Below are 21,797 nucleotides of genomic sequence, written 5' to 3'. Positions count from 1 at the left end.
CGCGGGAAAGCTCTACAATAGGTTGATATAGAGAATCTTTTTGCCCTGAATCGCCTACTTCCGCCTCTCCCTCTGCCTTCTGATCGGACCCTGCCGCCATGCCCCCGGAATCTTTTCTGTTCGCCCCGCCGGCCACACTCAGCGCCACCCTGGTGGCTGCCCTGTTCGGGCTGCTCGTCGGCAGTTTCCTGAACGTGGTCATCCACCGGATTCCGAAGATGATGCAGCGCGAATCCGATAACTACGTGGCCCAGGAAAGCGGCAAGGAGCCGCCGCACACCGACCGCTACAACCTGATGGTGCCGAGATCGAGCTGCCCGCATTGCGGCCACGGGATCACGGCGCTGGAAAACATCCCGGTGATCAGCTGGCTCGCCTTGCGCGGCAAGTGCCGCAAGTGCCAGGCCCCGATCTCGCCGCGCTACCCGGCCGTCGAGCTGCTCACCGGCCTGCTGGCGGGCGTGCTGGTGTGGACCTTCGGCAGCGGCCTGGCCGGCCTGGCGACGCTGCTGTTCCTGTTCCTGCTGGTGGCGATGACCTTCATCGACATCGACACCCAGCTGCTGCCGGACGACCTGACCTATCCGCTGCTGTGGGCCGGCCTGCTGGTGAACCTGCAAGGGACCTTCGTTCCGTTGCAGGACGCCGTGGTCGGCGCCGCCGCCGGCTACCTGGTGCTGTGGGCGGTGTACTGGCTGTTCAAGCTGGTCACCGGCAAGGAAGGCATGGGCTACGGCGACTTCAAGCTGCTGGCGGCCCTCGGCGCCTGGCTCGGCTGGCAAATGCTGCCGACCATCATCCTGCTGTCCTCGGTGGTAGGCGCGGTGGTGGGCATCAGCCTGATCGTGTTCGCCAAGCGCGGCCGCGACAAGCCGATTCCGTTCGGCCCCTACCTGGCCGCGGCCGGCCTGATCGCCCTGCTCTACGGCAGCAGCATCAGCGCCGGGCTGCAAGCCGTCGTGGCCGGCTAGGTGAGCAGCCCGATGGACGCGCCGCATCCCCTCGCCTTCTCCGTCGGTCTCACCGGCGGCATCGGCTGCGGCAAGACGACCGTGGCCGACCTGTTCGCCGCCCTCGGCGCCTCGGTGATCGACACCGACCAGATCGCCCACGCGCTCACCGCCCCGCACGGCGCGGCGATGCCGGCCCTGCTGGCCGAATTCGGCGCCGACTTCGCCACGCCGGAAGGCGCACTCGACCGGGCCAGGATGCGCGCGCTCGTGTTCAGCGACGACACGGCGCGCGCGCGGCTGGAAGCGATCCTGCATCCGCGCATCCGCGACGCCACCGCCGCCGCGGCAAGCATTGCCAGCGGCGACTACGTGATCTTCGTCGTGCCCCTCCTGATCGAGTCCGGCAGCTGGCGCGATCGCGTCACCCGCGTGCTGGCGATCGACTGCCCGGAAGACGTGCAGATTGCGCGCGTGATGGCCAGGAACGGATTGGCAGAAGCCCAGGTGCGCGCCATCATGGCGGCCCAGGTCACGCGCGAACAGCGCCGGGCGGCGGCCGACGATATCATCCTCAACGACGATGGGCTCGATGCATTGCGTCCACAGGTGGAGAGATTGCACGCAATGTATTTATCTCAAAGCAAACTAATCCAAAGTTAGTGAGCTAAGTCAATGTGGGATTTGTAATTTTGCGCAGCATGGTTCAGAATCATGGGGTTGCCCGCCAGCCTACATTCAGAGGAATGTCATTTTGATCGTCTACGAATATCCTTTCAACGAGCGGATTCGCACGTTGTTGCGGCTGGAAGACCTGTACGACAAGTTCAAGTTCTTTGTGCATCAAGAGCATCCGATGCAGCACCACGTGGCGCTCGCCACGATCTTCGACATGCTGGAAGTCGCGGGCCGGGCCGACCTCAAGTCCGACCTGCTGCAGGAACTCGAGCGGCAGAAGCAGAGCCTGCTGACCTACCGCAGCAATCCCAACGTCGCCGTCGATGCACTCGACGCCGTGCTGGCCGAACTGGACAGCGTGAGCGGCGCCCTGGTGGCGTCGCAAGGCAAGACCGGCCAGAACGTGCGCGACAACGAGTGGCTGATGAGCATCCGCGGCCGCACCATCATCCCGGGCGGCGCCTGCGAGTTCGACCTGCCCTCGTATTACGCCTGGCAGCATCGCCCGGCCGGGCAGCGCCAGGCCGACATCATGGGCTGGTTCGCCCCCTTGGCCCCGCTGTTCGAGGCCCTGGCCCTGGTGCTACGCCTGCTGCGCGACTCCGGCGGACCTTCCAAGATGATCGCCCTGGGGGGCAGCTACCAGCAGATGCTGCAGGGGAAGGTGTACCAGATGCTGCGCCTGTCGATCGACGAGACCCTGGGTGCGATCCCCGAAATCTCGGCCAACAAGTATATGCTGTGGGTGCGCTTCACCACCCAGGACGGCGACTGCAAGCCGAAGGCCCTGGAAGAAGACGTGCCCTTCGACCTGACCCTCTGTAACTTCTGATTTCTGATTGGTATTGAAATGACTGTTGTAGCCTGCCCGACCTGCGGCAAGAAGGTCGAATGGACCCCGGCGAACAAGTTTCGCCCGTTCTGCTCCGAGCGCTGCAAGCAGATCGACCTGGGCGCCTGGGCCGAAGAGAAATACACGATTCCCGGCGCCGCGCCGAACGACCCGCAGGACGACAAGCCGGGCGACGATTGAGGATGCGCGCGCTGGCGGCCGGTTCGCCTTCGTAGGGTGGTCGGCCTTGCCGACCGCGCGTTCAAGCAGCCTGCGATCCGGCGAACCGCACCTGGTCGAGCCACTCCAGCAAGGGTATCGTCGCCGGCAACAGCGGGCTGACGCTGTACCCGCCCTGCCACGCAAAGGCCTGCCCTTCCAGGCTTTGCGGCTCACCCGTCCACGCGCGGCAAATGTAGAAGTACAGGCGCACGTGCGCATGCTCGTACACGTGCTCGACGCAGCACCAGGCCTCGCCGCCGAGGACCTGTATTCCCAGCTCTTCGACGAACTCGCGCTGCAGCGCGTGGAAGATGTCCTCGCCCGGCTCGACCTTCCCGCCCGGGAATTCCCAATAGCCGGCATACGGCTTGCCGTCCGGGCGCTGGCCCAGCAGCACGTCGCCGTTGGGGCGCATCAGGATGCCGACCGCGACGTCGATCGGTTTTGCCGAAGCTGTTGTTACAGCTGTTTCAGTCATGCGTCTTCACTTTCAGGGAGCCTGCCGGCGTAGTCTTTGGCAAATTGCCATGCCACCCGGCCCGAGCGCGAGCCGCGCTGCAAGGCCCATTGCAGGGCTTCCTGGCGCGCCGCGTCGATCTGCTGCCGGGTGCAGCCGAAGCTGGCCAGCCAGTGCGCCACGATGCCGAGGTAGTCGTCCTGCCTGAACGGATAGAAGGACAGCCACAGGCCGAAGCGCTCCGACAGCGAGATCTTCTCTTCGACCGTCTCGCCCGGATGCAGGTCGCCATCCTCGCCATGCGTGTAGCCGGCGTTGTCCGACATTTTTTCGGGCAGCAGGTGGCGCCGGTTCGAGGTCGCGTAGATCAGCACATTGTCCGATTGCGCCGCGATGCTGCCGTCCAGCGCCACCTTGAGCGCCTTGTAGCCGCGCTCGCCTTCCTCGAACGAGAGGTCGTCGCAGAAGATCACGAAGCGCTCCGGCCTTCCCGCCACCAGGTCGACGATGTCGGGCAGGTCGGCCAGGTCGGCCTTGTCCACTTCGATCAGGCGCAGGCCTTCGCTTGCGAAGCCGTTCAGGCAGGCCTTGATCAGCGACGACTTGCCGGTGCCGCGCGCCCCGGTCAGCAGCACGTTGTTGGCCGGACGGCGCTGCACGAACTGGCGGGTGTTGCGCTCGATCTGGCGCTTTTGAAGATCGACGTGCTGCAGGTCCTCGAGCCGGATGCCCGAGGCATGCAGCACCGGCGCCAGGTACTTCCCTGCGCCGTTGGGCCGCGTGCGCCAGCGGAAGGCAAAGCTGCGCTTCCAGTCCGGCTCGCGCGGCACGGCGGGCGGCAGCACCGCCTCCACCCGCGCCAGCAGGGCTTCGGCGCGGTGCAGGAACTGTTCCAGGGGCGTCATCGACCGTGACGCGCCATCAGGAACGGTAGTCGGCGTTGATCGACACGTAGTCGTGCGACAGGTCGCAGGTCCAGACGGTGGCGGTGGCCTCGCCACGGCCCAGGGTGACGCGCACGGTGATCTCGCTTTGCTTCATCACGCGCTGGCCGTCTTCTTCCTTGTAGTCCGGATGGCGGCCGCCGCTCTTGGCCACCCAGACGTCGTCCAGGTAGAGGTCGAGTTTGGTGGTGTCGAGGTCGTCCACGCCGGCGTAGCCGACCGCGGCCAGGATGCGGCCCAGGTTCGGGTCCGAGGCGAAGAAGGCGGTCTTGACCAGCGGCGAGTGCGCGATCGCGTAGGCGATCTTGCGGCACTCCTCGACATCGACGCCCTGCTCCACCGTGATGGTCATGAACTTGGTCGCGCCTTCGCCGTCGCGGATGATCTGCTGCGCCAGGTTGCGCGAGATGTCGGTCACGGCCGCCTTGAGTGCTTCGTATTCGACGCCGGAGGCGGCGTCCACGCGCAGGCTGCCGGCGCCGGTGGCCACGATGATGAAGGAATCGTTGGTCGAGGTGTCGCCATCGATCGTGATGCTGTTGAACGAATGGTCGGCCGCGTACTTCACCAGTTCGTCGAGCACCGGCTGCGCCACGCGCGCATCGATGGCCAGGTAGCCCAGCATGGTCGCCATGTTCGGCTTGATCATGCCAGCGCCCTTGCTGATGCCGGTCATGGTCACCGTGTGCTCGCCGATGGTCACGGTGCGCGAGGCTGCCTTCGGCTGGGTATCGGTGGTCATGATCGCCTCGGCGGCGTTGAACCAGTTGTCGGCCTTCAGGTTGCTTACCGCGGCCGGCAGGCCGGCGACGATCTTCTGGATCGGCAGCGGCTCGAGGATCACGCCGGTGGAGAACGGCAGCACCTGCTGGGCGTCGATGCCCAGCAGCTTGGCCACTTCCGCACAGGTGGCCTGCGCATCGGCCAGGCCCGGCTCGCCGGTGCCGGCGTTGGCGTTGCCGGTGTTGACCACCAGCGCGCGGATCGGCTTGCCGCCAGCCTTCACGGCCGCCAGGTTGGCCTTGCTCACCTGGACCGGCGCGGCGCAGAAGCGGTTCCTGGTGAAGACACCGGCCACGGTCGCAGCTTCGGCCAGCTTCATCACCAGCAGGTCCTTGCGGTTGGGCTTCTTGATGCCGGCTTCGGCGTAGCCGATCTCGATGCCGTTGACGGGTTTCAGGTCGGCTGCGACGGGCAGGGGGGAATTGACGGCCATGGCGATCTCTTAAAGAAAAGATAGGTAATCCGATATTGTACCGCCAGCGGCGACTGCGGCGAGCAGGCCTGCCCGGCGCCTGGCAGGCACCGGCATTCATGCCGGTTTCTTGCCGATTTTTATGCCGATTTTTATGCCGGTTTTCATGCCAGTTTTTATGCCGGTTTTACGCAGATTTTATGCATTCTGCATGAAGCGATAACCCGTACTTACAGCCCCATAATGCGGGTTGATGGACCGACTTTCAGCAGCACCTTGCGCACGATTAATTTCTGCAGAAATATTGTTCTAAATCAAAGGCTTACGATTTCCGTCTCCGGAGTATGCATATACTCATCAGGCCCGGAAAACGCATCGTTTATTGGTCGTGCCAGGCAGCTTTCCCGGCCCCCTGGCCGGGCTTGTTCACATGATTCAAACAAGACTGGAGACAAGGATGAAACCAAGCGTCAAGGCGCGGCTGCTGGTCGCGCTATGTGCAGCACTCGCAGGTGCGGCGGCATCACCGCTGGCATTTGCCGACGGCAAACCGGCCGAACTGACCGTGTCGGCCAAACAGTACAAGCAGTATTTCAGGGAAGCTTCCAATGAGTTCAACGTACCGGTCGAGCTGCTGCAGTCGATCGCCTACGCCGAGACCCGCTGGCACCCGCACGTCCCCAAGGGCAAGCTCCGCAAGAACGGCGAGCCGGAAGTCGAAGTGGAATCGCACGAAGGCATGCCGATCAGCTACGGCATCATGGGCCTGCGCGACGACAATCACTTCGGCCATTCGCTGCTTGAGGGCGCGGCCCTGATCCGGGCCACGCCGGAACAGGCGGCCATGGATACGCGCACCAACATCCGCGCCGCCGCCGCCCTGCTCGCGCACTACGGCGCGCGCAAGAACAAGGGATTCCCGCTGGAAGACTGGGAAGCCGCGGTGGCGCGCTACAGCGGCATCCCCCAGCCCGAGATCGCGAAGATCTACAGCTATGAGGTGCTCACCGCGATCCGCCAGGGCCGCAGGGGCAGCATGTTCGAGATCGACCAGAAGCACGTCGAGATGGAAAAGGTGTACGGCAAGGAGCGGCTGCGCAAGCTGTCCGGTCGCCGCATCACGGTCGAGACCGGCACCGCCGATCCGAAGATTTCGGCGCCGGATTTCGTCGATACCCCAAACAAATAAAAACGCGCAGAATACGGAGACAATCTCATGAAAACCACAATGCGGTGCCTACTCGCAGGCCTGTGTTTCGTCGCGTCGGCCCAGCCGGCGCTTGCCTCGACCGACTACCCGCCGGCCACCTGGAACCCGGCCGCCAGCTGCAACTATTCCGCCCGCACCGCCGCCGTCAGCCATGTCACGGTGCATACCACGCAAGGCTCGTACGCGGGCTCGATCTCCTGGTTCCAGAACTGCAGCGCCGGCGTCAGCGCCCACTACGTGATCCGCTCCTCGGATGGTCAGGTGACGCAGATGGTGCGCGAGGCCGACAAGGCCTGGCACGTCGGCAACTCGAACGGCTACACCATCGGCATCGAGCACGAGGGCTACATCGCCAACCCCTCGGCCTGGTACACCACCGCCATGTACAACGCCTCGGCGGCGCTGACCAAGGACATCCTGACTTCGCGCGCCCTGGCGCAGAAAGTCTTCGACGGCAGCGGCGGCTGGAACGCGGTGCCGGCGGATTCGCTGTACAACGTCAAGGGCCACGTCAACTTCGCCAGCCAGAGCCACACCGACCCGGGTTCGGGCTGGGACTGGCCGCGCTACAAGTCGCTGGTGGCCGGCAGCACCGCCGGCGGCGGCGGCAGCGCCACCTGGCCGCTGGTCCAGTACGGCAACACCGGTGAACGCGTGCTCACCATCCAGTACCTGCTGCAGCAATGGGGCTACACGCTCAGCGTCACCGGCAGCTTCGACACCACGACCCAGAACGCGGTGAAGAACTTCCAGTCCTCGCACGGCCTGGGCGCGGATGGCGTGGTCGGCAACGCCACCTGGCCGGCGCTGACCATTCTCACCCAGCAGGGCGACTCGGGCGCCAAGGTGCGCGCGGTGCAGAGCCAGCTCAACGAGAGCGGCGCCGGCATTACGGTCGACGGCGCCTTCGGCCCGGCCACGGCGACCGCGGTGAAGAACTTCCAGAGCGCCAACGGACTGGGCGCCGACGGCGTGGTGGGTGACAACACATGGAACAAGATGGCCTGGTAAGACGCGGCGCGGGCAGGCGGATGGGCGCCGGCCCGCGCATCCCCCCCATGGGTGGGGTGACGCCCATTTTTACATGCATATTCGCAACATTTTTCCTTAAATTTTTTTCTTTACGTCAAATCAATCGCTTAGCCCACCCGCTAATTGTTGGCACGCTCGTTGCTTTATAAGAAAAACTTTCCTACATCAAGCATTTATTAGGGAATCTTATGAAGCGCATGTTCATCACTGGCCTGCTGGCCACCACCCTCCTCGCCGCCGCCCTGCCCGCCAGCGCCGGCCTGCTCGTCCATGTCTATACCAACGCCGGCAACAGCGCCATGGCGAGCCGCACCGCGGATTACGCCGGCATTGCCTCGGTCATCAACTACTCCGACCACGGCAACGCGGGCTACTACAGCGGCGACGCGGCCTTCCCGGGCGGCGTGCTCGACAATTTCGGCTTGTCGGCCATCGGCTGGCTCGACATCGCCACCGCCGGCGTCTACGAATTCCGCAGCTACGCCGACGACGGCGTCCAGCTCAAGATCGGCAACACCGTGCTGTACTCGGACAATGCCTACCATCCGGTCCAATACCGGACAGGCTCGACCTACCTGGCGGCCGGCAAGCACGCGATCGAATTCCTGTTCTTCGAAGGCAGCGTCTACGGCGAAGTCGAACTCGAAGCGCGCGCCGCTGGCGGCAGCTGGAAACTGCTGGGCGCCGAAGGCGGCGTCCAGACGCCGGCCACCGCCGCCAACGTGCCGGAACCGGGTTCGGTCGCCCTGCTCGGCCTGGCCGCGGCCGGCCTGGCGCTGGTGCGCCGTCGCAAGCACTGATCGCGCGTTCCGCCCTTTCTGCAATGCCGTCCGGTGCCCCGGGCGGCATTTTTCATTCCCGACATGCGATGATGCTTGACCCTCACGCAGCGTGAGGCTCCAGAGTAGCGGCACGCATGAGGAATTGGGAGAAACAGGAATGTTGAAAGTGGGAGAACTCGCGGCGCGCGCCGGACTGACGGTTCGTACGCTGCACCATTACGACAGCATCGGCCTGCTCTCGCCTTCTGCGCGTTCCGATGCCGGCTACCGGCTCTATGACCGTGACGACGTGGCGCGCCTGCAGCAGATCCAGGCCCTGCGCGCGTTCGGCATGGCGCTGGCCGACATCGGGGTTTACCTGGACAGCCCGCAGGCTTCGCCGCTGGCCGTGGTCGAGCGCCAGTTATCCAGCCTCGACCGGCAGATCGCGCAGGCGCAGCACATGCGCGAACAGCTGCAGCGCCTGCGCACGCGCCTGGCCGCCGGCGAAGACACGGACCTGTCCATCTGGCTGACTACCCTGGAGCAGATGACCATGTACGAAAAATACTTTTCGAAGGAAGAACTGGCGCGGCTGCCGCTGTACCAGAACCGCGCGGCGCAGGCCGAATGGCAGGAACTGGTGAAGCAGGCACAATCGCTGATCGATCGGGGCGTGGCCCCGGATGCGCGCGAAGCCAAGGCCTTCGCCGAGCGCTGGCTGGGCTGCGTGGAACGCGACAGCGGCGGCGACCCCGCCTTCATCCTGCGCCTGACCGCCATGACCGGGCAGGACCCCGAGGCGCAACAGCAAATGGGCTTGAGCCCTGCGCTGCTGGCCTACATGCGCGATGCGATCGCCGAACTGCGCTTCGCCATCTATGCGCGCTACCTGCCGCCGGCCACGATCGAGCGCATGCGCCGCCACGAAGCCTCGCATTGCGACGAGTGGATCGTGCTGGCCATGCAGATTCGCGCCTGCATGCAGGGCGATCCGAAGGCGCAGTCCGGCGAGGCCCTGGCACTGACGCGCCGCTGGTTCGCCCTGTTCCACGACATGGTCGGCGACGATCCCGAGGTGGTGGCGCAGTTCCGCCGCGCCGGCAGCCTGGAACCCATGCTGCACCTGGGTACCGGCATCGGCGACGACGTCATCGCTTTCCTGCGCCAGGCCATGGCGCGCATGCACGCTCCGGCCGCCCAGCCCTAGGGCATCCGGAGCCGGAAAACGCGGCGCTGCTTCAGCGCGGGATCGACAGCGCCAGCGTTTCCTTCAGCTCTTCCATCACCACGTAGCTCTTCGACTGGCCGGTATCGGCCACGTGCAGGATCTCGCCCAGCAGGCGGCGGTATTCCGACATTTCCGGGATCCGGGCCTTGATCAGGTAATCGAAGTCACCAGATACGAGGTGGCATTCCATCACCTCGGGAATCGCCAGCATCGCGCGGCGGAAGCGCTCGAAGGCCTGGTCGGACTTCTGGTGCAGGTTGATCTCGACAAACACCAGGATTTGCAGGCCCATGGCCTGCGGGTTCAGGCGCGCGTGGTAGCCCGTGATGACGCCGTCGCGCTCCATGCGCTTGACCCGTTCGATGCAGGGCGTCAGCGACAGCCCGACCTGCTCGGCCAGGTCTTTCATGACGATGCGCGCATCGTCCTGCAGGATGGACAGGATGTGCAGGTCGATCTTGTCGAGCACGCGGTGGGAGTTTTTCTGGACGCGCATGATTTTTCACTGAAAAAGTGTGTAATAACAGAAACCATTATTCCATTACTGGCGGTATGATGGCAATCTTTCCCAAATCCGGCTTTTTTTCATTCAGGACCTAGGCACATCATGCGCGTTCTCGTACTGGGCAGCGGCGTGGTCGGCGTGACCACCGCATACTATCTGGCCAAGGCTGGCCACGACGTCACCGTCATCGACCGTCAACCCGGCCCTGCCCTGGAGACGAGTTTCGCCAACGCCGGCCAGATCTCGCCGGGCTATGCCTCGCCCTGGGCGGCGCCGGGCATTCCGCTGAAGGCCGCCAAGTGGCTGTTCCAGAAGCACGCGCCGCTGGCGATCCGTCCCGACGGCTCGCTGTTCCAGTTGCAGTGGATGTGGCAGATGTACCGCAACTGCACGGCCGACCGCTACGCGGTGAACAAGGAACGCATGGTGCGCCTGGCCGAGTACAGCCGCGACTGCATCCGCGAACTGCGCGCGGACACCGGCATCGAATACGAAGGCCGCACCCTGGGCACGATCCAGCTGTTCCGCACCCAGCAGCAGCTCGAGAGCGCGGGCAAGGACATCGAAATCTTGAAAGAAGCCGGCGTCGAGTACGAACTGCTGCAAGGCCGCGAGCTGGGCAAGGCCGAGCCGGCGCTGGGCAAGCACGCCACCCTGGTCGGCGGCCTGCGCCTGCCGAACGACGAAACCGGCGACTGCCAGCTGTTCACCGCGCGCCTGACCGTGATGGCGCGCGAGCTGGGCGTGCGCTTCGAGTTCGACACAAGCATCCAGGCCCTCGACGTCAAGAGCGGCCAGATCAGCGGCGTGCGCACCGCCACCGGCATGCGCACCGCCGACCGCTACGTGCTGGCGCTGGGCAGCTATTCGCGCCTGCTGCTGAAGGACCAGTTCACCCTGCCGGTCTACCCGCTCAAGGGCTACTCGATCACCGTGCCGATCCTTGAACCCAGCCGTGCCCCGGTCTCGACCATCCTGGACGAGACCTACAAGATCGCCGTGACGCGCTTCGAAGACCGCATCCGCGTGGGCGGCATGGCCGAGATCGCGGGCTACAGCAAATACCTGAACCCGGCGCGCCGCGACACGCTCGAAATGGTCGTCAACGACCTGTTCCCGGGCGCCGGCGACACCCGCCAGGCCAGCTTCTGGACCGGCCTGCGCCCGATGACGCCGGACAGCACCCCGGTGGTCGGCGCCACCCCGCTGCGCAACCTGTTCGTCAACACCGGCCACGGCACCCTGGGCTGGACCATGGCCTGCGGCTCGGCCAGCGTCATCGCCGACCTGGTCAGCGGCAAGCAGCCGGCCATCCGTGCCGACGACCTGGCGGTGTTCCGCTACGCCGGCACCCCGCAACGCGGCGCCGCACCAGAACTGGTCAAGGCATAGTCAAGGCATGGTGGATTCTGTGGATGCGTCCCGCGCCGGGGCGCAGCTAGCGGTCGACCTGGGCGCGATCCGTGATAATTACCGGCTGCTGGCCGCCCAGACCCAAGGGGCCTGCGCGGCCGTCATGAAGGCCGACGCCTACGGGCTCGGCATGGACCAGGTGGCGCCGGCACTGGCCCTGGAAGGCTGCAAGGTCTTCTTCACCGCCCACCTGGAAGAAGCCATCCGCCTGCGCCAGCTGGTGCCCGAGGACTGCACGATCTACGTGCTGCACGGCGCGCCGCCGGGCGCCGCGCGCGACTGCTTCCAGTACGACCTGCGCCCGGTGCTGAACGATCCGGGGCAGGTACAGGAATGGCGCCTGCTCGCCCGCACCCTGGGCCGCGAACTGCCGGCCGCGATCCAGCTCGACACCGGCATGTCGCGCATGGGCCTGGCCCCGGCCGACCTGGCTGCGCTGTCCGCCAAGCGCGACTGGCTGGCCGGCGTGCGCCCTGCCCTCGTGATGAGCCACCTGGCCTGCGCCGACGAACCGGATCACCCGATGAACGCCGCCCAGCGCCGCAGGTTCGACGAACTGCGCGAACTGTTCCCGGGCGTGCCGGCCAGCCTGGCCAATTCCTCGGGCATCTTCCTGGGTTCCGCTTTCCATTACGATTTGCTGCGCCCGGGCGCGGCGCTGTACGGCATCAACCCGCAGCCGGGCCGCCCGAATCCGCTGAGGCAGGCGGTGTCGCTGCATGCGCGCGTGGTGCAGGTGCGCACCGTGCTTGAGGGCGACGTGGTCGGCTACGGCGCCCACCACGTGGTATCGGGCGAACGCCGCATCGCCACCATCGCGGTGGGCTATGCGGACGGCTGGCTGCGTTCGCTGTCGGGCCACGGGTACGCCTTCGTGGACGGCGTCAGGGTGCCGGTCGTGGGCCGGGTGTCGATGGACAGCATGGGGTTGGATGTGACGAACATTGCGCCGGAGCGCCTCGTGCCCGGGGCGCAGGTCGAACTGATGGGGCCTTCGCACTCGGTGGACGAGGTGGCGGCGCTGGCGGGGACGATCGGGTATGAAGTGCTGACGCGTTTGGGCGGGCGCTTCCATCGGCGCTACGTCTGATCACGCAAGGTCGGGCGGACGTCGTGGCTGCAGGTGGCAGGAATCGATCGAACGGCCTGTGATTATGGGACTCCGTTCGAACCACGTCACTACGGTCCGCCTTTGGTCCCGTGGCAAACCTTATTGTAGCGTCCGCTAACGACCCAGCCTGTGTAAAAACTCATTAACTGGATCCGTAAGCCGAATAGTACGGCTCACGGCCTATCCAAAAGCTTATAGAAGCGCCATAGCCTTGGCCGCCCCGTTTTCCAGTCCTCGGCAAGACCAGCAGCAAGAACGCTCCAAACAGCCCGATTGGCGGCAGAAAACGGGCATACGCCCTAATCGCCGCCAGCATTCCCTGCATGCCAAGCAGCGCGAGCAAACGACTAAAGTTGTAAGCCAGCACATGCAAGCTCATTTCGATCTTCACACGTTCCAGGCCTTTCGTTAGAAAGTGTGTGGATCCCATCCATGCCTTGATCGTGGCATAGGGATGCTCGACGGTTGAACGCCGGATGCGCATGGCGTCGGGCGTCTGTTCAAGACGTGCCTGCATGTCGTCGAGCACATCCTGATGTTCCCAGCGCGTCACGCGCCGCTGAGTGCTCGGCGTGCACTTGTCCTTGAGCGGGCAGCCCTTGCAGTTCGAGCTCCAGTAGCGGTGATTCGTCATGCCTTTTTCGACGCTGGAAAATCGCCATATCAAGGCTTCGCCAGCCGGGCAGCGGTACTCGTTCTTTTCGGAATCGTAAATGAAGTCGGCCTTGTCGAACCGGCCATCGGCCTTGGCCCCAGAAGTTTTCGTAGGCGGCACCAAAGCACGTATGCCCGCCTCACGACAGGCCAGGATTTCCTCGCCCTTGAAGTAGCCTCGGTCGGCAATCGCTGTCAATGTCGCCGTACCGATCGCTGCGCGGGCCTTCTTGGCCATGCCAGACAATTGATCGCGGTCGCTGCCATTGTTAGTGACCTCGTGCTCGACGATCAAATGGTGTTTGGCATCGACCGCTGTTTGCACGTTATAGCCAACGATGCCTGAGCCGCGCGTCATCATCGAGCGAGAATCCGGATCGGTGAGCGAGATCTGCGTTTCTCCAGTCTTTTCCAGCTTCGCTTCGATTTCCTTGAGCGTAGCCATCTGTGATTTCAACGCTGCGATCTTTTCGTTCAGGCGAACGCTTTTCGCTTGTGCAGTAGCCGGCTCCTGCCGGTCTGCCGTGTCGAGTTCGGTCAGGTAGCGGCTGATGTTCGCTTCGATCTCCGTCATCCTGCGCTTAAGCTTGGCGTCAGTGAAGTTGCGGTCGCTGCTGTTGACGGCCTTGAACTTGCTGCCGTCGATCGCCACCACTGCATCCGAGAACAGATCCAGCTGCTGGCACAAGACGACGAACTGCCTGCAGACATTACGAATGGCTTTGCCGTTGTCCTTGCGGAAGTTCGCTATCGTCTTGAAGTCCGGGGTCAGGCGCCTGGTCACCCACATCAGCTCGACGTTGCGCTGCGCTTCGCGCTCGAGCCTGCGGCTCGACTGGATGCGGTTCAGGTAGCCGTAGATGTAGAGCTTGAGTAGTACAGCCGGGTGGTACGCTGGCCTGCCAGTCTTTGCAGGTATCACCCGCGCAAAACCCAGACTGGCCAGGTCAAGCTCATCGACGAATACGTCGACCACCCGAACCGGGTTGTTTTCGGTGACGTAGTCATCCAGGTGCTCTGGCAGTAGCGTGCCTTGCCCACGGTCTTCGCCTTCGATAAAGCGCTTCATTTAACACCCCGGTGATGAGATACTCCCTCAACGTTAACCCAGCCGGGTTCGTTTACACGGTCCTGTGTTTTTACACAGGCTGGACCCATACCGGACATTGGTATTGTTCAGTGTTACGCCTGCTTCGATGCGGTGAATGTCAAGGTAGTTGTCGCCTGAATCAAGCTGCAATTTGCTGAGTTTGCGCCTCCTTCAAGGCAGTGGAGACGACGTGATCACGCTCCGGATTCAAGGTAACTGCCTTGCTTGGCGTCCAGTTCCGCGTCTGCCCCGACCAGCGGGCTGGATGACGCGCCTTGGCCTGCTCATAGACTTCACGGCGTGAAGCCAGGATGTCCTGGTCGTGCCCCTCATGTCGCTGAGCCGGACTGACGTAGCGCAGGCCGCTATGCCGGTGCTCGACGTTGTACCAGCGGACGAAACGAGCCGCCCAGGCTCTTGCAGCTTCCAGGTCGTTAAACCCTTCGTTAGGAAATTCAGGCCGATACTTTGCCGTGCGGAACAGCGCCTCGACGAAGGCGTTGTCGTCGCTCACGCGCGGGCGCGAATACGAGGCCTTGATGCCCAGCCAGTGCAGCATCGCCAGCACTGTCGTAGCCTTCAGCGTCGCCCCGTTGTCGCCATGCAGGACAGGCTTGTCGTCGCGCATGGCGATACCCTCGGCCAGCGCGGTGCGGCGCACCAGGTGACTGGCGTGGTCGGCATTGTCTTCGGCATGCACCTCCCAGCCGACGATCTTGCGGCTGTACAGGTCCATGATCAGGTACAGGTAGAACCAGCGACCGGCCACTTGCGCGGGCAGGTAGGTCATGTCCCAGCACCAGACCTGCCCGGGCGCCGTGGCCACATGGGTTGTCGGCGGGCGCTGCTTGTGCGGCGCCCTGGCCCGGCCGCGATGGCCACTCTGGCCGCTGGTGCGCAGGATCCGGCTGAATGTCGATTCGCTGGCCAGGTAGACACCTTCGTCAGCCAGCATCGGCACGATGCGCGCGGGCGGCATGTCGGCAAAGCGCGGTTCATTCGCGGCAGCCAGCACCGCTTCGCGCTCCTGCGCCGTGAGCGCATGGGCGGGGACAGGCCGTTCAGCTGTCGTCCGCCGGTCGCCATTGTCCAAGCCGCCGTGCGCTTGCCAGCGCTGCAGGCTGCGTTCGCTCAGTCCGACGGCGGCGCATGCCTCACTCAGGCGCGCGCCCTGCTTGCACGCCTGCTCGATGTCCTGGGCCAGTTTGCGGCGATCTTCGAGTCCGATCATTCGTCCTCGGCGCGGTACTTGCTGAAGATCGCCTCGGCTTTTTTTGACAGCACCAGCAATGCAGCCGCTTCCGCAAGCGCCTTGTCCTTGCGCCGTATCTCGCGCTCGAGCTCCTTGACGCGCCGCCTTTCCTGCTTGGCCTCGGCCGCCGTCAGCCGCTTCTCGCCCGGCTGGGCCAGGCCATTAATCGCATTCTCGCGCCATACCGCCAGCTCGTGCGGATACACGCCATTGCTGCGGCACCACGCGCTTTTGCTGGCCTCGTCCATTGCCGATGTCGCCAGCACCGCCTCGAACTTGGCCGCCGGCGTCCACTCGCGCCGCTGCACTGGACTTGCCAAGGCTTCGCTACGCCAGCGCTCCAATGTCGACTCGCTCACACCCACCGACAAGGCCACGTCCTTGATCGATACACTCTCGGGCGGCAGCAACCTTGCAACCGCCTTGTCTTTGAATTCTTGTCCGTACCGGGCCACTCTTCACTCTTGTTATCGCCCCCATTTTCTCAGATTCAAACGGGGCGACAACTATTCTGACACCGGGGGCACGTTACAATCTTTGAGTTTACGTGACGTTTGAGTTGCTAGAATGCTCAACCGCAGACCCTTAGAGTGCCGACTCGCAGCCATGAAAAGACATATTGTCCTAAGAATTACCGGTTTAACCTTATTAATATTTAGCAGCAATTGGCATGCATTTGCTTCGTCAAAAGGTCCAGAGTCAATGGAATACATCAAGTTACGTGAAGTAGTGGAGTTATCCGAGCCGAATAACCCAAGGCCGCGCTTCTTACAATTTAGTCCTAGTGGCAGAGTATTAGCTAGTCGTCAGGCGGACGGCGGGATTATCTTATGGAACTGGGAAGAGCGAAAGGTAGAACGTTCTGTAACTTTACCAATTGGAGCATCAGACGTAGTGGTTGGAACTCCATTTGCATTCTCTCCTGATGAGCGCTTTTTTGCTACATGTCATAGTCGGGCAAGCAATTCAAATGTTGTGATAACGGTCTGGAGCATGGCCGAATGGAAAATAGTTCGTCAATTTACGGACGACTCGGTAGGGCTTGGTTGCATAGCGTTAGCTTTCTCAGCAACTGGCGAAAAACTGATAAGGCTAACGGAAAGACCACTTGGCAGCGATCTAGCAGAACTTATTGAGTATTCGACTAAAGATTGGACGCAGACACTAGCGGTAGATTTAGCAAATATAAGCCCTAGAAATATGGCCCTATCTTCAGATGGATCGAAGCTAGCAATCATGGGCGTTTCTACTTTAAAGAGCGTGCCAGTCCCGCTAAAGAACGGGAACGGTCAGATAATTAGAAAACCAGAGTTTCATTTGCAGATAGTAGATGTAACGAATGGAGCAATCATATCAGACCGAATAGTTTCATTTCGCGCTGACTCTTTCACTCGCCTCGAATGGCATCCAAATAGCGAACAAGTATTTATCGCTGCCGGACAAGGGCTATATCACTTCGACCTAAAGTCGTCTGAAACAACTATCTTAGCCTCACCAAACTATGGACAAGCCCAAGTTGGCCTAGCAATTTCCGCTGGCACAAATAGAATCTATGAAGGATATGGAGGGGAGAAAGGGGTTTTAAGGATATGGGACATACATAAGAAAGAAATTACTTTTAGCGGCAATATTGACACTTCAGCAATAGCAACTCACAGCGAACAGAATATCATTGCTGTGGCAAGCGCAAAAAAAATTACAATTTTTTTAGCAAAATAAAAATGGCAACCATTCTAGAACTAGCGATTTTTAGTCGAGGCGTTTATGCCGATCCGGAAATTTTTACGAAATGGGAACTCATTGACGTTAGTGACGACAATGAAAATGGATATTACGGTCAAGCATATATCAATCGGGAAACAAAAGAAATTGTGATCACGCATCGAGGAACTAGGATGCCTGACCTCAAAGATCTTGCAAATGATGGGAAGCTAACACTTCTTATTCAACATAGTGGGCAAGACCGCGCGGTTGAGTTTGCGCGTGAAATTGCCCAACTGCCTGAATATGCAGATTACAAAATTATCAATACCGGCCACTCGTTAGGCGGAAACAATGCTCAAGCAGCGACTGCCTTTTTGCAAGACGAGTTGAAACGAGACGTCTCTGCTGTAACTTTTAATTCACCTGGAATTGGTGGGTATAGTTTTTCTGAGCCAAAGGAAAATTATCGGGTTCTAAATTTGTATGCGGAAGGTGACGCAATCAATTACGCTGGCGGTACCCATCTAGGATTTTCTTACAAACTCGATGCAGGGCCTGCCCCGCAACAGTTCCTGCCGACTTTGCTTCTTGGGTTTACCGGCGGACTAGGTCTAACACTAAGCGCTGTATATTCTCTGTACAATAGTCTTGTGCCAGGACATTCTATCGAAACTATTGTTTCGTACCTCAAAAAAGAAAATTCAATTTTCGGGGCAAATATTTGGGAACCTACTGGAACAATTCCTTCGAACGCAAAAGAAGAAGGTGCGCTCCGTATTGGGCCAGACGGCAAAGTGATTTTCTCAGATGAAAAAATCAAAATCAATTTCTCAATGGTCGGCGATGAATTGAGTGCGAAAGCAACGTACGACGTGAGCGCTCCTGATACCGATGGAAATGTGATTTCGATTCGCAATGATGGCAAATCTCAGTATTTCTCTCAGGTAAACGCAAAGGGCGAATTATATATTGACTATTTGAATAATAGTGACGGTAGCTGGACCTTCGATCGAGATACAGCAGAGCGAAAAGTCTCGCTGGAGATGACAACAGAAGGAGCATTGTCGGGCACGTATACCTACGGGCAGGATAATGGCCGTGTTACGGTTACATTTGATATCAACGCAGCTGGATTCGGCACTGAGGAAGTAGTAGGCAACGACTTTACTTGGACTAACAGCGCAACTTCTGAATTTTCCCATAGCATCTACGTCAACAAGGAAGGAGTCACAGAAGCTACAACTTGGACTGACGGTCATGGTTCGAAAAAATTTACTTCAGCAGATAAGGATATTGAAGAATACTTCAATGCTGACCAAAGCGGCTACAGGCTGACAGTCACCAACAAATCCTCCTACCCAAGCTATGTACGCGAAACTTACGGCAACGGAAAATATACTGTCGAATATATTATTGAAGGGAAATGGAAAACTGTTGAAACTCGTGCTTGGGAACCCAAGCTAAATGGGCGCAGCGAACTCGGTGGACTTAACAACTATACTGACGGCCATCTTACTTCTACTCATATGTATTCCTTTGCTAAAACGGGGGAAATTAAATCGATCAACTATTCCCGCGTTGGTCTAGAGCTCAACGATTCGAATCCTCCGAAAATTTATCTTAGTCAGTTTGCGATCTTAGAAAGTAAAGATGGAAAGTGGGGGCTAGATGCAATTTGGGAGCCAGTCAAGGAGCATTTCGGCTTTGGAGTATATAGTGTTATTCAATACGAAGACAAAACTTTTAAACTAAAAGATGGCCTTCCAACACTAGTCAAAAATAACGACGCTGAATTTACAGCGACTGATGGGTTAATTTATCAGATCCATGACAGCAAGAATGAGTTGGGAAGTGACTATATCTGGTCGCCAAATTACGAAGTACACAGCTCGTCATACCACTATACTTCAAGTGACGGTGTGTACCATATGATTGAGCAGGAAGCTCCAGGAATTTACAACCATCGCTGGTACGACGGCTCGGCATTCTGGTTCGAACAGGTTGATTTGTTTGGCCGTACCGTTTCATCGAACTCGGAAACTTTGAGTTCCACAACAAAATTCAATTCTGAAGGTATCAAACTTGTTGAGAACCTAGTAGATGCTAACGGGAACACCACCAAAACCGTATTTTCGCTCGACGGTTCATATATTCGGACTGAAGAGAACGAAGGGGTGCATATCGTTGCAAACTTTAATACAGCACAGATTAAAGTGCACGAAGTGATTTCAGCGGCTGGTAAAACAGTAACGAACGACTTTAACGCTACAGGACGCCTTATACACAGTGAGACAAACGAAGGCTGGATACGTACAACCGATGAGTACGCAGATGATGGAAGTAGCGTGCATCGAAAGTATGAGTATGGAGATACGCTCACGTTGGAAGTAAGAAAAGATCTAGATGGAACAATTATAGAGAAGCAATGGGGATGGGGGAACGTATTAAGTTCTTTAAAGACTGATCGCCCAGATGGCAGCTGGGATTACACATTCTATGATTGGAATGGCGATATCCAAAAAACAGATGTTCGCAATTTCGATGGTTACCATTTACAGCGCGAATGGTCTGATGGAAGAATCATTTGGGAAGATTTAAACAGCCATGAGAAATATTTTTCGTACAATGGTCGACTTATTAAAGAATCAGTAAAAATCGACGAGTTTAATTCGTATCTCATCCAATACAATCAAGATGGAACGATAAAGTATCGTGACGTATGGTCTCCAGACAGCTATACCCGATATGATAAATCATCGGCGATTATCTTTGTGGAACAGGAGATCGCAGGACGAACTGTCAAAACTTTTGCTGATGGAACTTCGGTAGATACGTCAAGTTCCTCCCAAACGCAGAAAACAGTCGGCTATACGTTTACGGACCAGCACAGAGTATCTGCTGTTTGGGGCTCAGAAGATGCTGACGTGATTCAAACTGATGCCGGAACGCGGTTTATTGCGGGAAGAGAGGGAGACGATACAATCACATTATCTACGGGGGAATCAGTCATAGCCTTTAACCTGGGCGATGGAAAAGATGTGTTGCAAGGAACAAATGGTGCAAATGCGGTTCTCTCGATTGCACTTCCCGCGCAGTTCAATGGTCTATCTTTGAGCAAAATTGGTAATGACCTCATCTTTAAGTTGGGCACTGATGACCAGATAACAATTAAGGATTGGTATAGTTTTTCAGATAAATCGATAGAGCGCTTGCAATTTGTTCACAATGAATTTACTGTGGATGGGCAATACGTTGGATTCGATCAAAGGTTTAGTTTAGTTGACTTTGTAGGTTTAGTTCAGCGATTTGATAGTGAACTGGTAAGGAACGGGCCTAACTGTCGAGTCCCGTTTGATCATAAACGCGTTTAACGAATAACTCCGGCCGCTTTTGTTGCCATTCCTTGAGAGCGAGGATGGGGGTTTTACTGCCGATGGCGCGTTGTGGAATGTGGTGGTTGTACAGCTTCAGATAGTTCAGCAAAGTGGCCTGCAGATCGGCCCGGCTATCGAAACGGGTCTGCTGCAGCAATTCGTTGATGCGCCCGTTGAAGCGCTCGACCATGCCATTGGTTTGCGGATGGCGTGGCGGCGCCAGGCGATGTTCTGCAGGCAGGGCTGCGCAGGCGACGTCGAATGCGTGTTTGCCGCTGGGCTTCTTGTCCTTGGTGGTGAAACGGTCGGTGAATTGCGAGCCGTTGTCGGTCAGGATTTTGCTGATCTTGATCGGCGAAGCCAACTTCAAACGGCGCAGAAAATCGACGCTACTTTTCTCCGTCATGTCGCTGTAGATGTGCATGAAGACCCAGCGCGTGGCGCGATCGATAGCGACGAACAGATAGCGGCGTGAGGTCTCGTCCGGCATCTGCGGCAGGTACTTGATATCGATGTGGATGAAGCCGGGTTCGTAGTCCTTGAAGGTCTTCTTCGGCGTGATCTTCTCTCCCTCTGCCGTCGCAATCAAGTCCGTCAGGCGCGACATGCCTTCACGCTTTAGCAGGCGCGCAATGCCCGCGCGCGAGACGGCCGGATTGATGTACTGCTTGGTAATGAACAGAAGATCGTCGAGCGGCAGGTAGAGTGACTGGCGCAGAGACAGAACAATGGCTTCCTGGGCCTGGCTCAAGGTTGTATGCAGTGTGTGAGCGCGGTGCGAGCGATCGTGTACGTCATCGCGTCCAAGCCACTTCTGTGCAGTGGCTCGCGTGATGTTGAAAACCTTGGCAGCTTCTCTGGAAGACAGGCCCGAATCCTTGATCTCCTGGCGGATCTTCGGTGTGGTACGGGCCTGTGGATGAATGCGTGAACTCATGCTGCCAACTGCTCCTGGTGCGATTGAATGCCGGGACTGCTGAACCCAGCAATCAAGTCGCCCAGCATAGCTTTTGCACGAAACAAAGGCCAGCTACGGCGAGGAATATGATCGCACGATACTGAACACCTAACTACATTTGGAGCTTTGCAAACGAACTAAACGGATCTCTTATCTCACACCAATCGGACAACGTGCTGGGAGGCATAGTTGCGGTTGATTATGCGAACTGGGACTTAATATCT

General features: G+C 59.5%; 18 protein-coding genes and 1 pseudogene. 12 read left to right on the top strand and 7 right to left on the bottom strand.

Annotation, left to right across the window (positions count from 1 at the left end; genetic code table 11):
- Window positions 1-98 precede the first annotated feature (98 nt).
- The 4 genes from IM543_06025 (at window position 99) to yacG (ending at window position 2,661) form a co-directional block, all read left to right on the top strand.
- Entirely contained in the window at window positions 99-971 is an 873-nt protein-coding gene (locus IM543_06025) for a prepilin peptidase (GenBank protein ID QOY95417.1), read from the top strand.
- A gap of 12 nt (window positions 972-983) precedes the next feature.
- The gene (locus IM543_06020; GenBank protein QOY96541.1) at window positions 984-1,613 is read left to right on the top strand and encodes a dephospho-CoA kinase; all 630 of its coding nucleotides are present in this window, start codon (window positions 984-986) and stop codon (window positions 1,611-1,613) included.
- A gap of 91 nt (window positions 1,614-1,704) precedes the next feature.
- Complete coding sequence (zapD, locus tag IM543_06015; GenBank protein ID QOY95416.1) at window positions 1,705-2,460, top strand: cell division protein ZapD; 756 nt, start codon at window positions 1,705-1,707, stop codon at window positions 2,458-2,460.
- Window positions 2,461-2,478: 18 nt separating this feature from the next.
- Window positions 2,479-2,661, top strand: coding sequence for a DNA gyrase inhibitor YacG (gene yacG / locus IM543_06010; protein QOY95415.1), 183 nt, complete (start codon window positions 2,479-2,481; stop codon window positions 2,659-2,661).
- A 61-nt stretch (window positions 2,662-2,722) separates the two neighbouring features.
- On the opposite strand, the gene IM543_06005 is transcribed toward yacG, so the two are convergent.
- The 3 genes from IM543_06005 to argJ are packed head-to-tail and all read right to left on the bottom strand — an operon-like array spanning window position 2,723 to window position 5,299.
- Complete coding sequence (locus tag IM543_06005; GenBank protein ID QOY95414.1) at window positions 2,723-3,160, bottom strand: NUDIX domain-containing protein; 438 nt, start codon at window positions 3,158-3,160, stop codon at window positions 2,723-2,725.
- Entirely contained in the window at window positions 3,157-4,044 is an 888-nt protein-coding gene (locus IM543_06000) for an ATP-binding protein (protein QOY95413.1), read from the bottom strand. Before IM543_06000 ends, IM543_06005 begins: the two co-directional genes overlap by 4 nt.
- Before the next feature lie 16 nt (window positions 4,045-4,060).
- The gene (gene argJ / locus IM543_05995; GenBank protein ID QOY95412.1) at window positions 4,061-5,299 is read right to left on the bottom strand and encodes a bifunctional glutamate N-acetyltransferase/amino-acid acetyltransferase ArgJ; all 1,239 of its coding nucleotides are present in this window, start codon (window positions 5,297-5,299) and stop codon (window positions 4,061-4,063) included.
- Window positions 5,300-5,735: 436 nt separating this feature from the next.
- On the opposite strand from argJ, the gene IM543_05990 reads away from it, so the two are divergent.
- The 4 genes from IM543_05990 to IM543_05975 all read left to right on the top strand — a co-directional run bounded on the left by IM543_05990 (window position 5,736) and on the right by IM543_05975 (window position 9,491).
- Entirely contained in the window at window positions 5,736-6,467 is a 732-nt protein-coding gene (locus tag IM543_05990; GenBank protein ID QOY95411.1) for a transglycosylase SLT domain-containing protein, read from the top strand.
- A gap of 27 nt (window positions 6,468-6,494) precedes the next feature.
- On the top strand, window positions 6,495-7,499 hold the full coding sequence (locus IM543_05985; protein ID QOY95410.1) for an N-acetylmuramoyl-L-alanine amidase: 1,005 nt from the start codon (window positions 6,495-6,497) through the stop codon (window positions 7,497-7,499).
- Between the two features lie 209 nt (window positions 7,500-7,708).
- Window positions 7,709-8,320 carry a PEP-CTERM sorting domain-containing protein gene (locus IM543_05980; protein QOY95409.1) on the top strand — a complete coding sequence of 204 codons (612 nt, stop codon included), beginning with the start codon at window positions 7,709-7,711 and terminating at the stop codon, window positions 8,318-8,320.
- Window positions 8,321-8,459: 139 nt separating this feature from the next.
- On the top strand, window positions 8,460-9,491 hold the full coding sequence (locus IM543_05975; protein ID QOY95408.1) for a MerR family transcriptional regulator: 1,032 nt from the start codon (window positions 8,460-8,462) through the stop codon (window positions 9,489-9,491).
- Between the two features lie 31 nt (window positions 9,492-9,522).
- On the opposite strand, the gene IM543_05970 is transcribed toward IM543_05975, so the two are convergent.
- Window positions 9,523-10,008, bottom strand: a complete 486-nt coding sequence (locus IM543_05970) for a winged helix-turn-helix transcriptional regulator (GenBank protein QOY95407.1) — start codon at window positions 10,006-10,008, stop codon at window positions 9,523-9,525.
- A gap of 111 nt (window positions 10,009-10,119) precedes the next feature.
- Between IM543_05970 and IM543_05965 the strand changes: the two genes are divergently transcribed.
- Both IM543_05965 and alr read left to right on the top strand, forming a co-directional pair.
- Window positions 10,120-11,409 carry a D-amino acid dehydrogenase gene (locus IM543_05965; GenBank protein ID QOY95406.1) on the top strand — a complete coding sequence of 430 codons (1,290 nt, stop codon included), beginning with the start codon at window positions 10,120-10,122 and terminating at the stop codon, window positions 11,407-11,409.
- Window positions 11,410-11,416: 7 nt separating this feature from the next.
- Entirely contained in the window at window positions 11,417-12,520 is a 1,104-nt protein-coding gene (gene alr, locus IM543_05960) for an alanine racemase (protein QOY95405.1), read from the top strand.
- 316 nt (window positions 12,521-12,836) lie between these two features.
- Here alr and IM543_05955 read toward each other — a convergent pair.
- Together IM543_05955 and IM543_05950 are read right to left on the bottom strand one after the other, a co-directional pair.
- Window positions 12,837-14,264 (bottom strand): annotated as a pseudogene (locus tag IM543_05955) (IS1182 family transposase).
- Window positions 14,265-14,424: 160 nt separating this feature from the next.
- Window positions 14,425-15,992, bottom strand: a protein-coding gene (locus tag IM543_05950; GenBank protein ID QOY95404.1) for an IS3 family transposase whose coding sequence is annotated in 2 segments (ribosomal slippage) — window positions 14,425-15,554 and window positions 15,554-15,992 — 1,569 coding nt in all. Because the reading frame shifts where the segments join, the coding sequence is not laid out codon by codon here.
- A 151-nt stretch (window positions 15,993-16,143) separates the two neighbouring features.
- Between IM543_05950 and IM543_05945 the strand changes: the two genes are divergently transcribed.
- Together IM543_05945 and IM543_05940 are read left to right on the top strand one after the other, a co-directional pair.
- Window positions 16,144-17,256: a hypothetical protein gene (locus IM543_05945; GenBank protein ID QOY95403.1), complete on the top strand. Its 1,113-nt coding sequence runs from the start codon at window positions 16,144-16,146 to the stop codon at window positions 17,254-17,256.
- Between the two features lie 2 nt (window positions 17,257-17,258).
- A complete protein-coding gene (locus IM543_05940) occupies window positions 17,259-20,612 on the top strand; it encodes a DUF2974 domain-containing protein (protein ID QOY95402.1) in 3,354 nt (1,117 codons plus the stop codon).
- On the opposite strand, the gene IM543_05935 is transcribed toward IM543_05940, so the two are convergent.
- Window positions 20,575-21,552: an IS481 family transposase gene (locus IM543_05935; protein QOY95401.1), complete on the bottom strand. Its 978-nt coding sequence runs from the start codon at window positions 21,550-21,552 to the stop codon at window positions 20,575-20,577. The two genes, IM543_05940 and IM543_05935, sit on opposite strands and share 38 nt — an antisense overlap.
- Window positions 21,553-21,797 lie beyond the last annotated feature (245 nt).

Origin of the sequence: Massilia sp. UMI-21 (genome assembly GCA_015277795.1) — a bacterium.
Taxonomy (GTDB): domain Bacteria; phylum Pseudomonadota; class Gammaproteobacteria; order Burkholderiales; family Burkholderiaceae_D; genus Telluria.
This window is presented reverse-complemented; position numbering and strand designations above follow the sequence as displayed.

What these genes read in the sequence shown, in the direction of transcription:
- IM543_05965 (QOY95406.1), top strand. Translation starts at nt 10,120, where the DNA reads ATGCGCGTTCTCGTACTGGGCAGCGGCGTGGTCGGCGTGACCACCGCA.
- IM543_05935 (QOY95401.1), bottom strand. Translation starts at nt 21,552, where the DNA reads ATGAGTTCACGCATTCATCCACAGGCCCGTACCACACCGAAGATCCGC.
- IM543_06005 (QOY95414.1), bottom strand. Translation starts at nt 3,160, where the DNA reads ATGACTGAAACAGCTGTAACAACAGCTTCGGCAAAACCGATCGACGTC.
- IM543_05980 (QOY95409.1), top strand. Translation starts at nt 7,709, where the DNA reads ATGAAGCGCATGTTCATCACTGGCCTGCTGGCCACCACCCTCCTCGCC.
- IM543_06000 (QOY95413.1), bottom strand. Translation starts at nt 4,044, where the DNA reads ATGACGCCCCTGGAACAGTTCCTGCACCGCGCCGAAGCCCTGCTGGCG.
- alr (QOY95405.1), top strand. Translation starts at nt 11,417, where the DNA reads ATGGTGGATTCTGTGGATGCGTCCCGCGCCGGGGCGCAGCTAGCGGTC.
- yacG (QOY95415.1), top strand. Translation starts at nt 2,479, where the DNA reads ATGACTGTTGTAGCCTGCCCGACCTGCGGCAAGAAGGTCGAATGGACC.
- IM543_05985 (QOY95410.1), top strand. Translation starts at nt 6,495, where the DNA reads ATGAAAACCACAATGCGGTGCCTACTCGCAGGCCTGTGTTTCGTCGCG.
- IM543_05940 (QOY95402.1), top strand. Translation starts at nt 17,259, where the DNA reads ATGGCAACCATTCTAGAACTAGCGATTTTTAGTCGAGGCGTTTATGCC.
- IM543_06025 (QOY95417.1), top strand. Translation starts at nt 99, where the DNA reads ATGCCCCCGGAATCTTTTCTGTTCGCCCCGCCGGCCACACTCAGCGCC.
- IM543_05975 (QOY95408.1), top strand. Translation starts at nt 8,460, where the DNA reads ATGTTGAAAGTGGGAGAACTCGCGGCGCGCGCCGGACTGACGGTTCGT.
- IM543_05990 (QOY95411.1), top strand. Translation starts at nt 5,736, where the DNA reads ATGAAACCAAGCGTCAAGGCGCGGCTGCTGGTCGCGCTATGTGCAGCA.
- IM543_05970 (QOY95407.1), bottom strand. Translation starts at nt 10,008, where the DNA reads ATGCGCGTCCAGAAAAACTCCCACCGCGTGCTCGACAAGATCGACCTG.
- IM543_05945 (QOY95403.1), top strand. Translation starts at nt 16,144, where the DNA reads ATGAAAAGACATATTGTCCTAAGAATTACCGGTTTAACCTTATTAATA.
- IM543_06020 (QOY96541.1), top strand. Translation starts at nt 984, where the DNA reads ATGGACGCGCCGCATCCCCTCGCCTTCTCCGTCGGTCTCACCGGCGGC.
- argJ (QOY95412.1), bottom strand. Translation starts at nt 5,299, where the DNA reads ATGGCCGTCAATTCCCCCCTGCCCGTCGCAGCCGACCTGAAACCCGTC.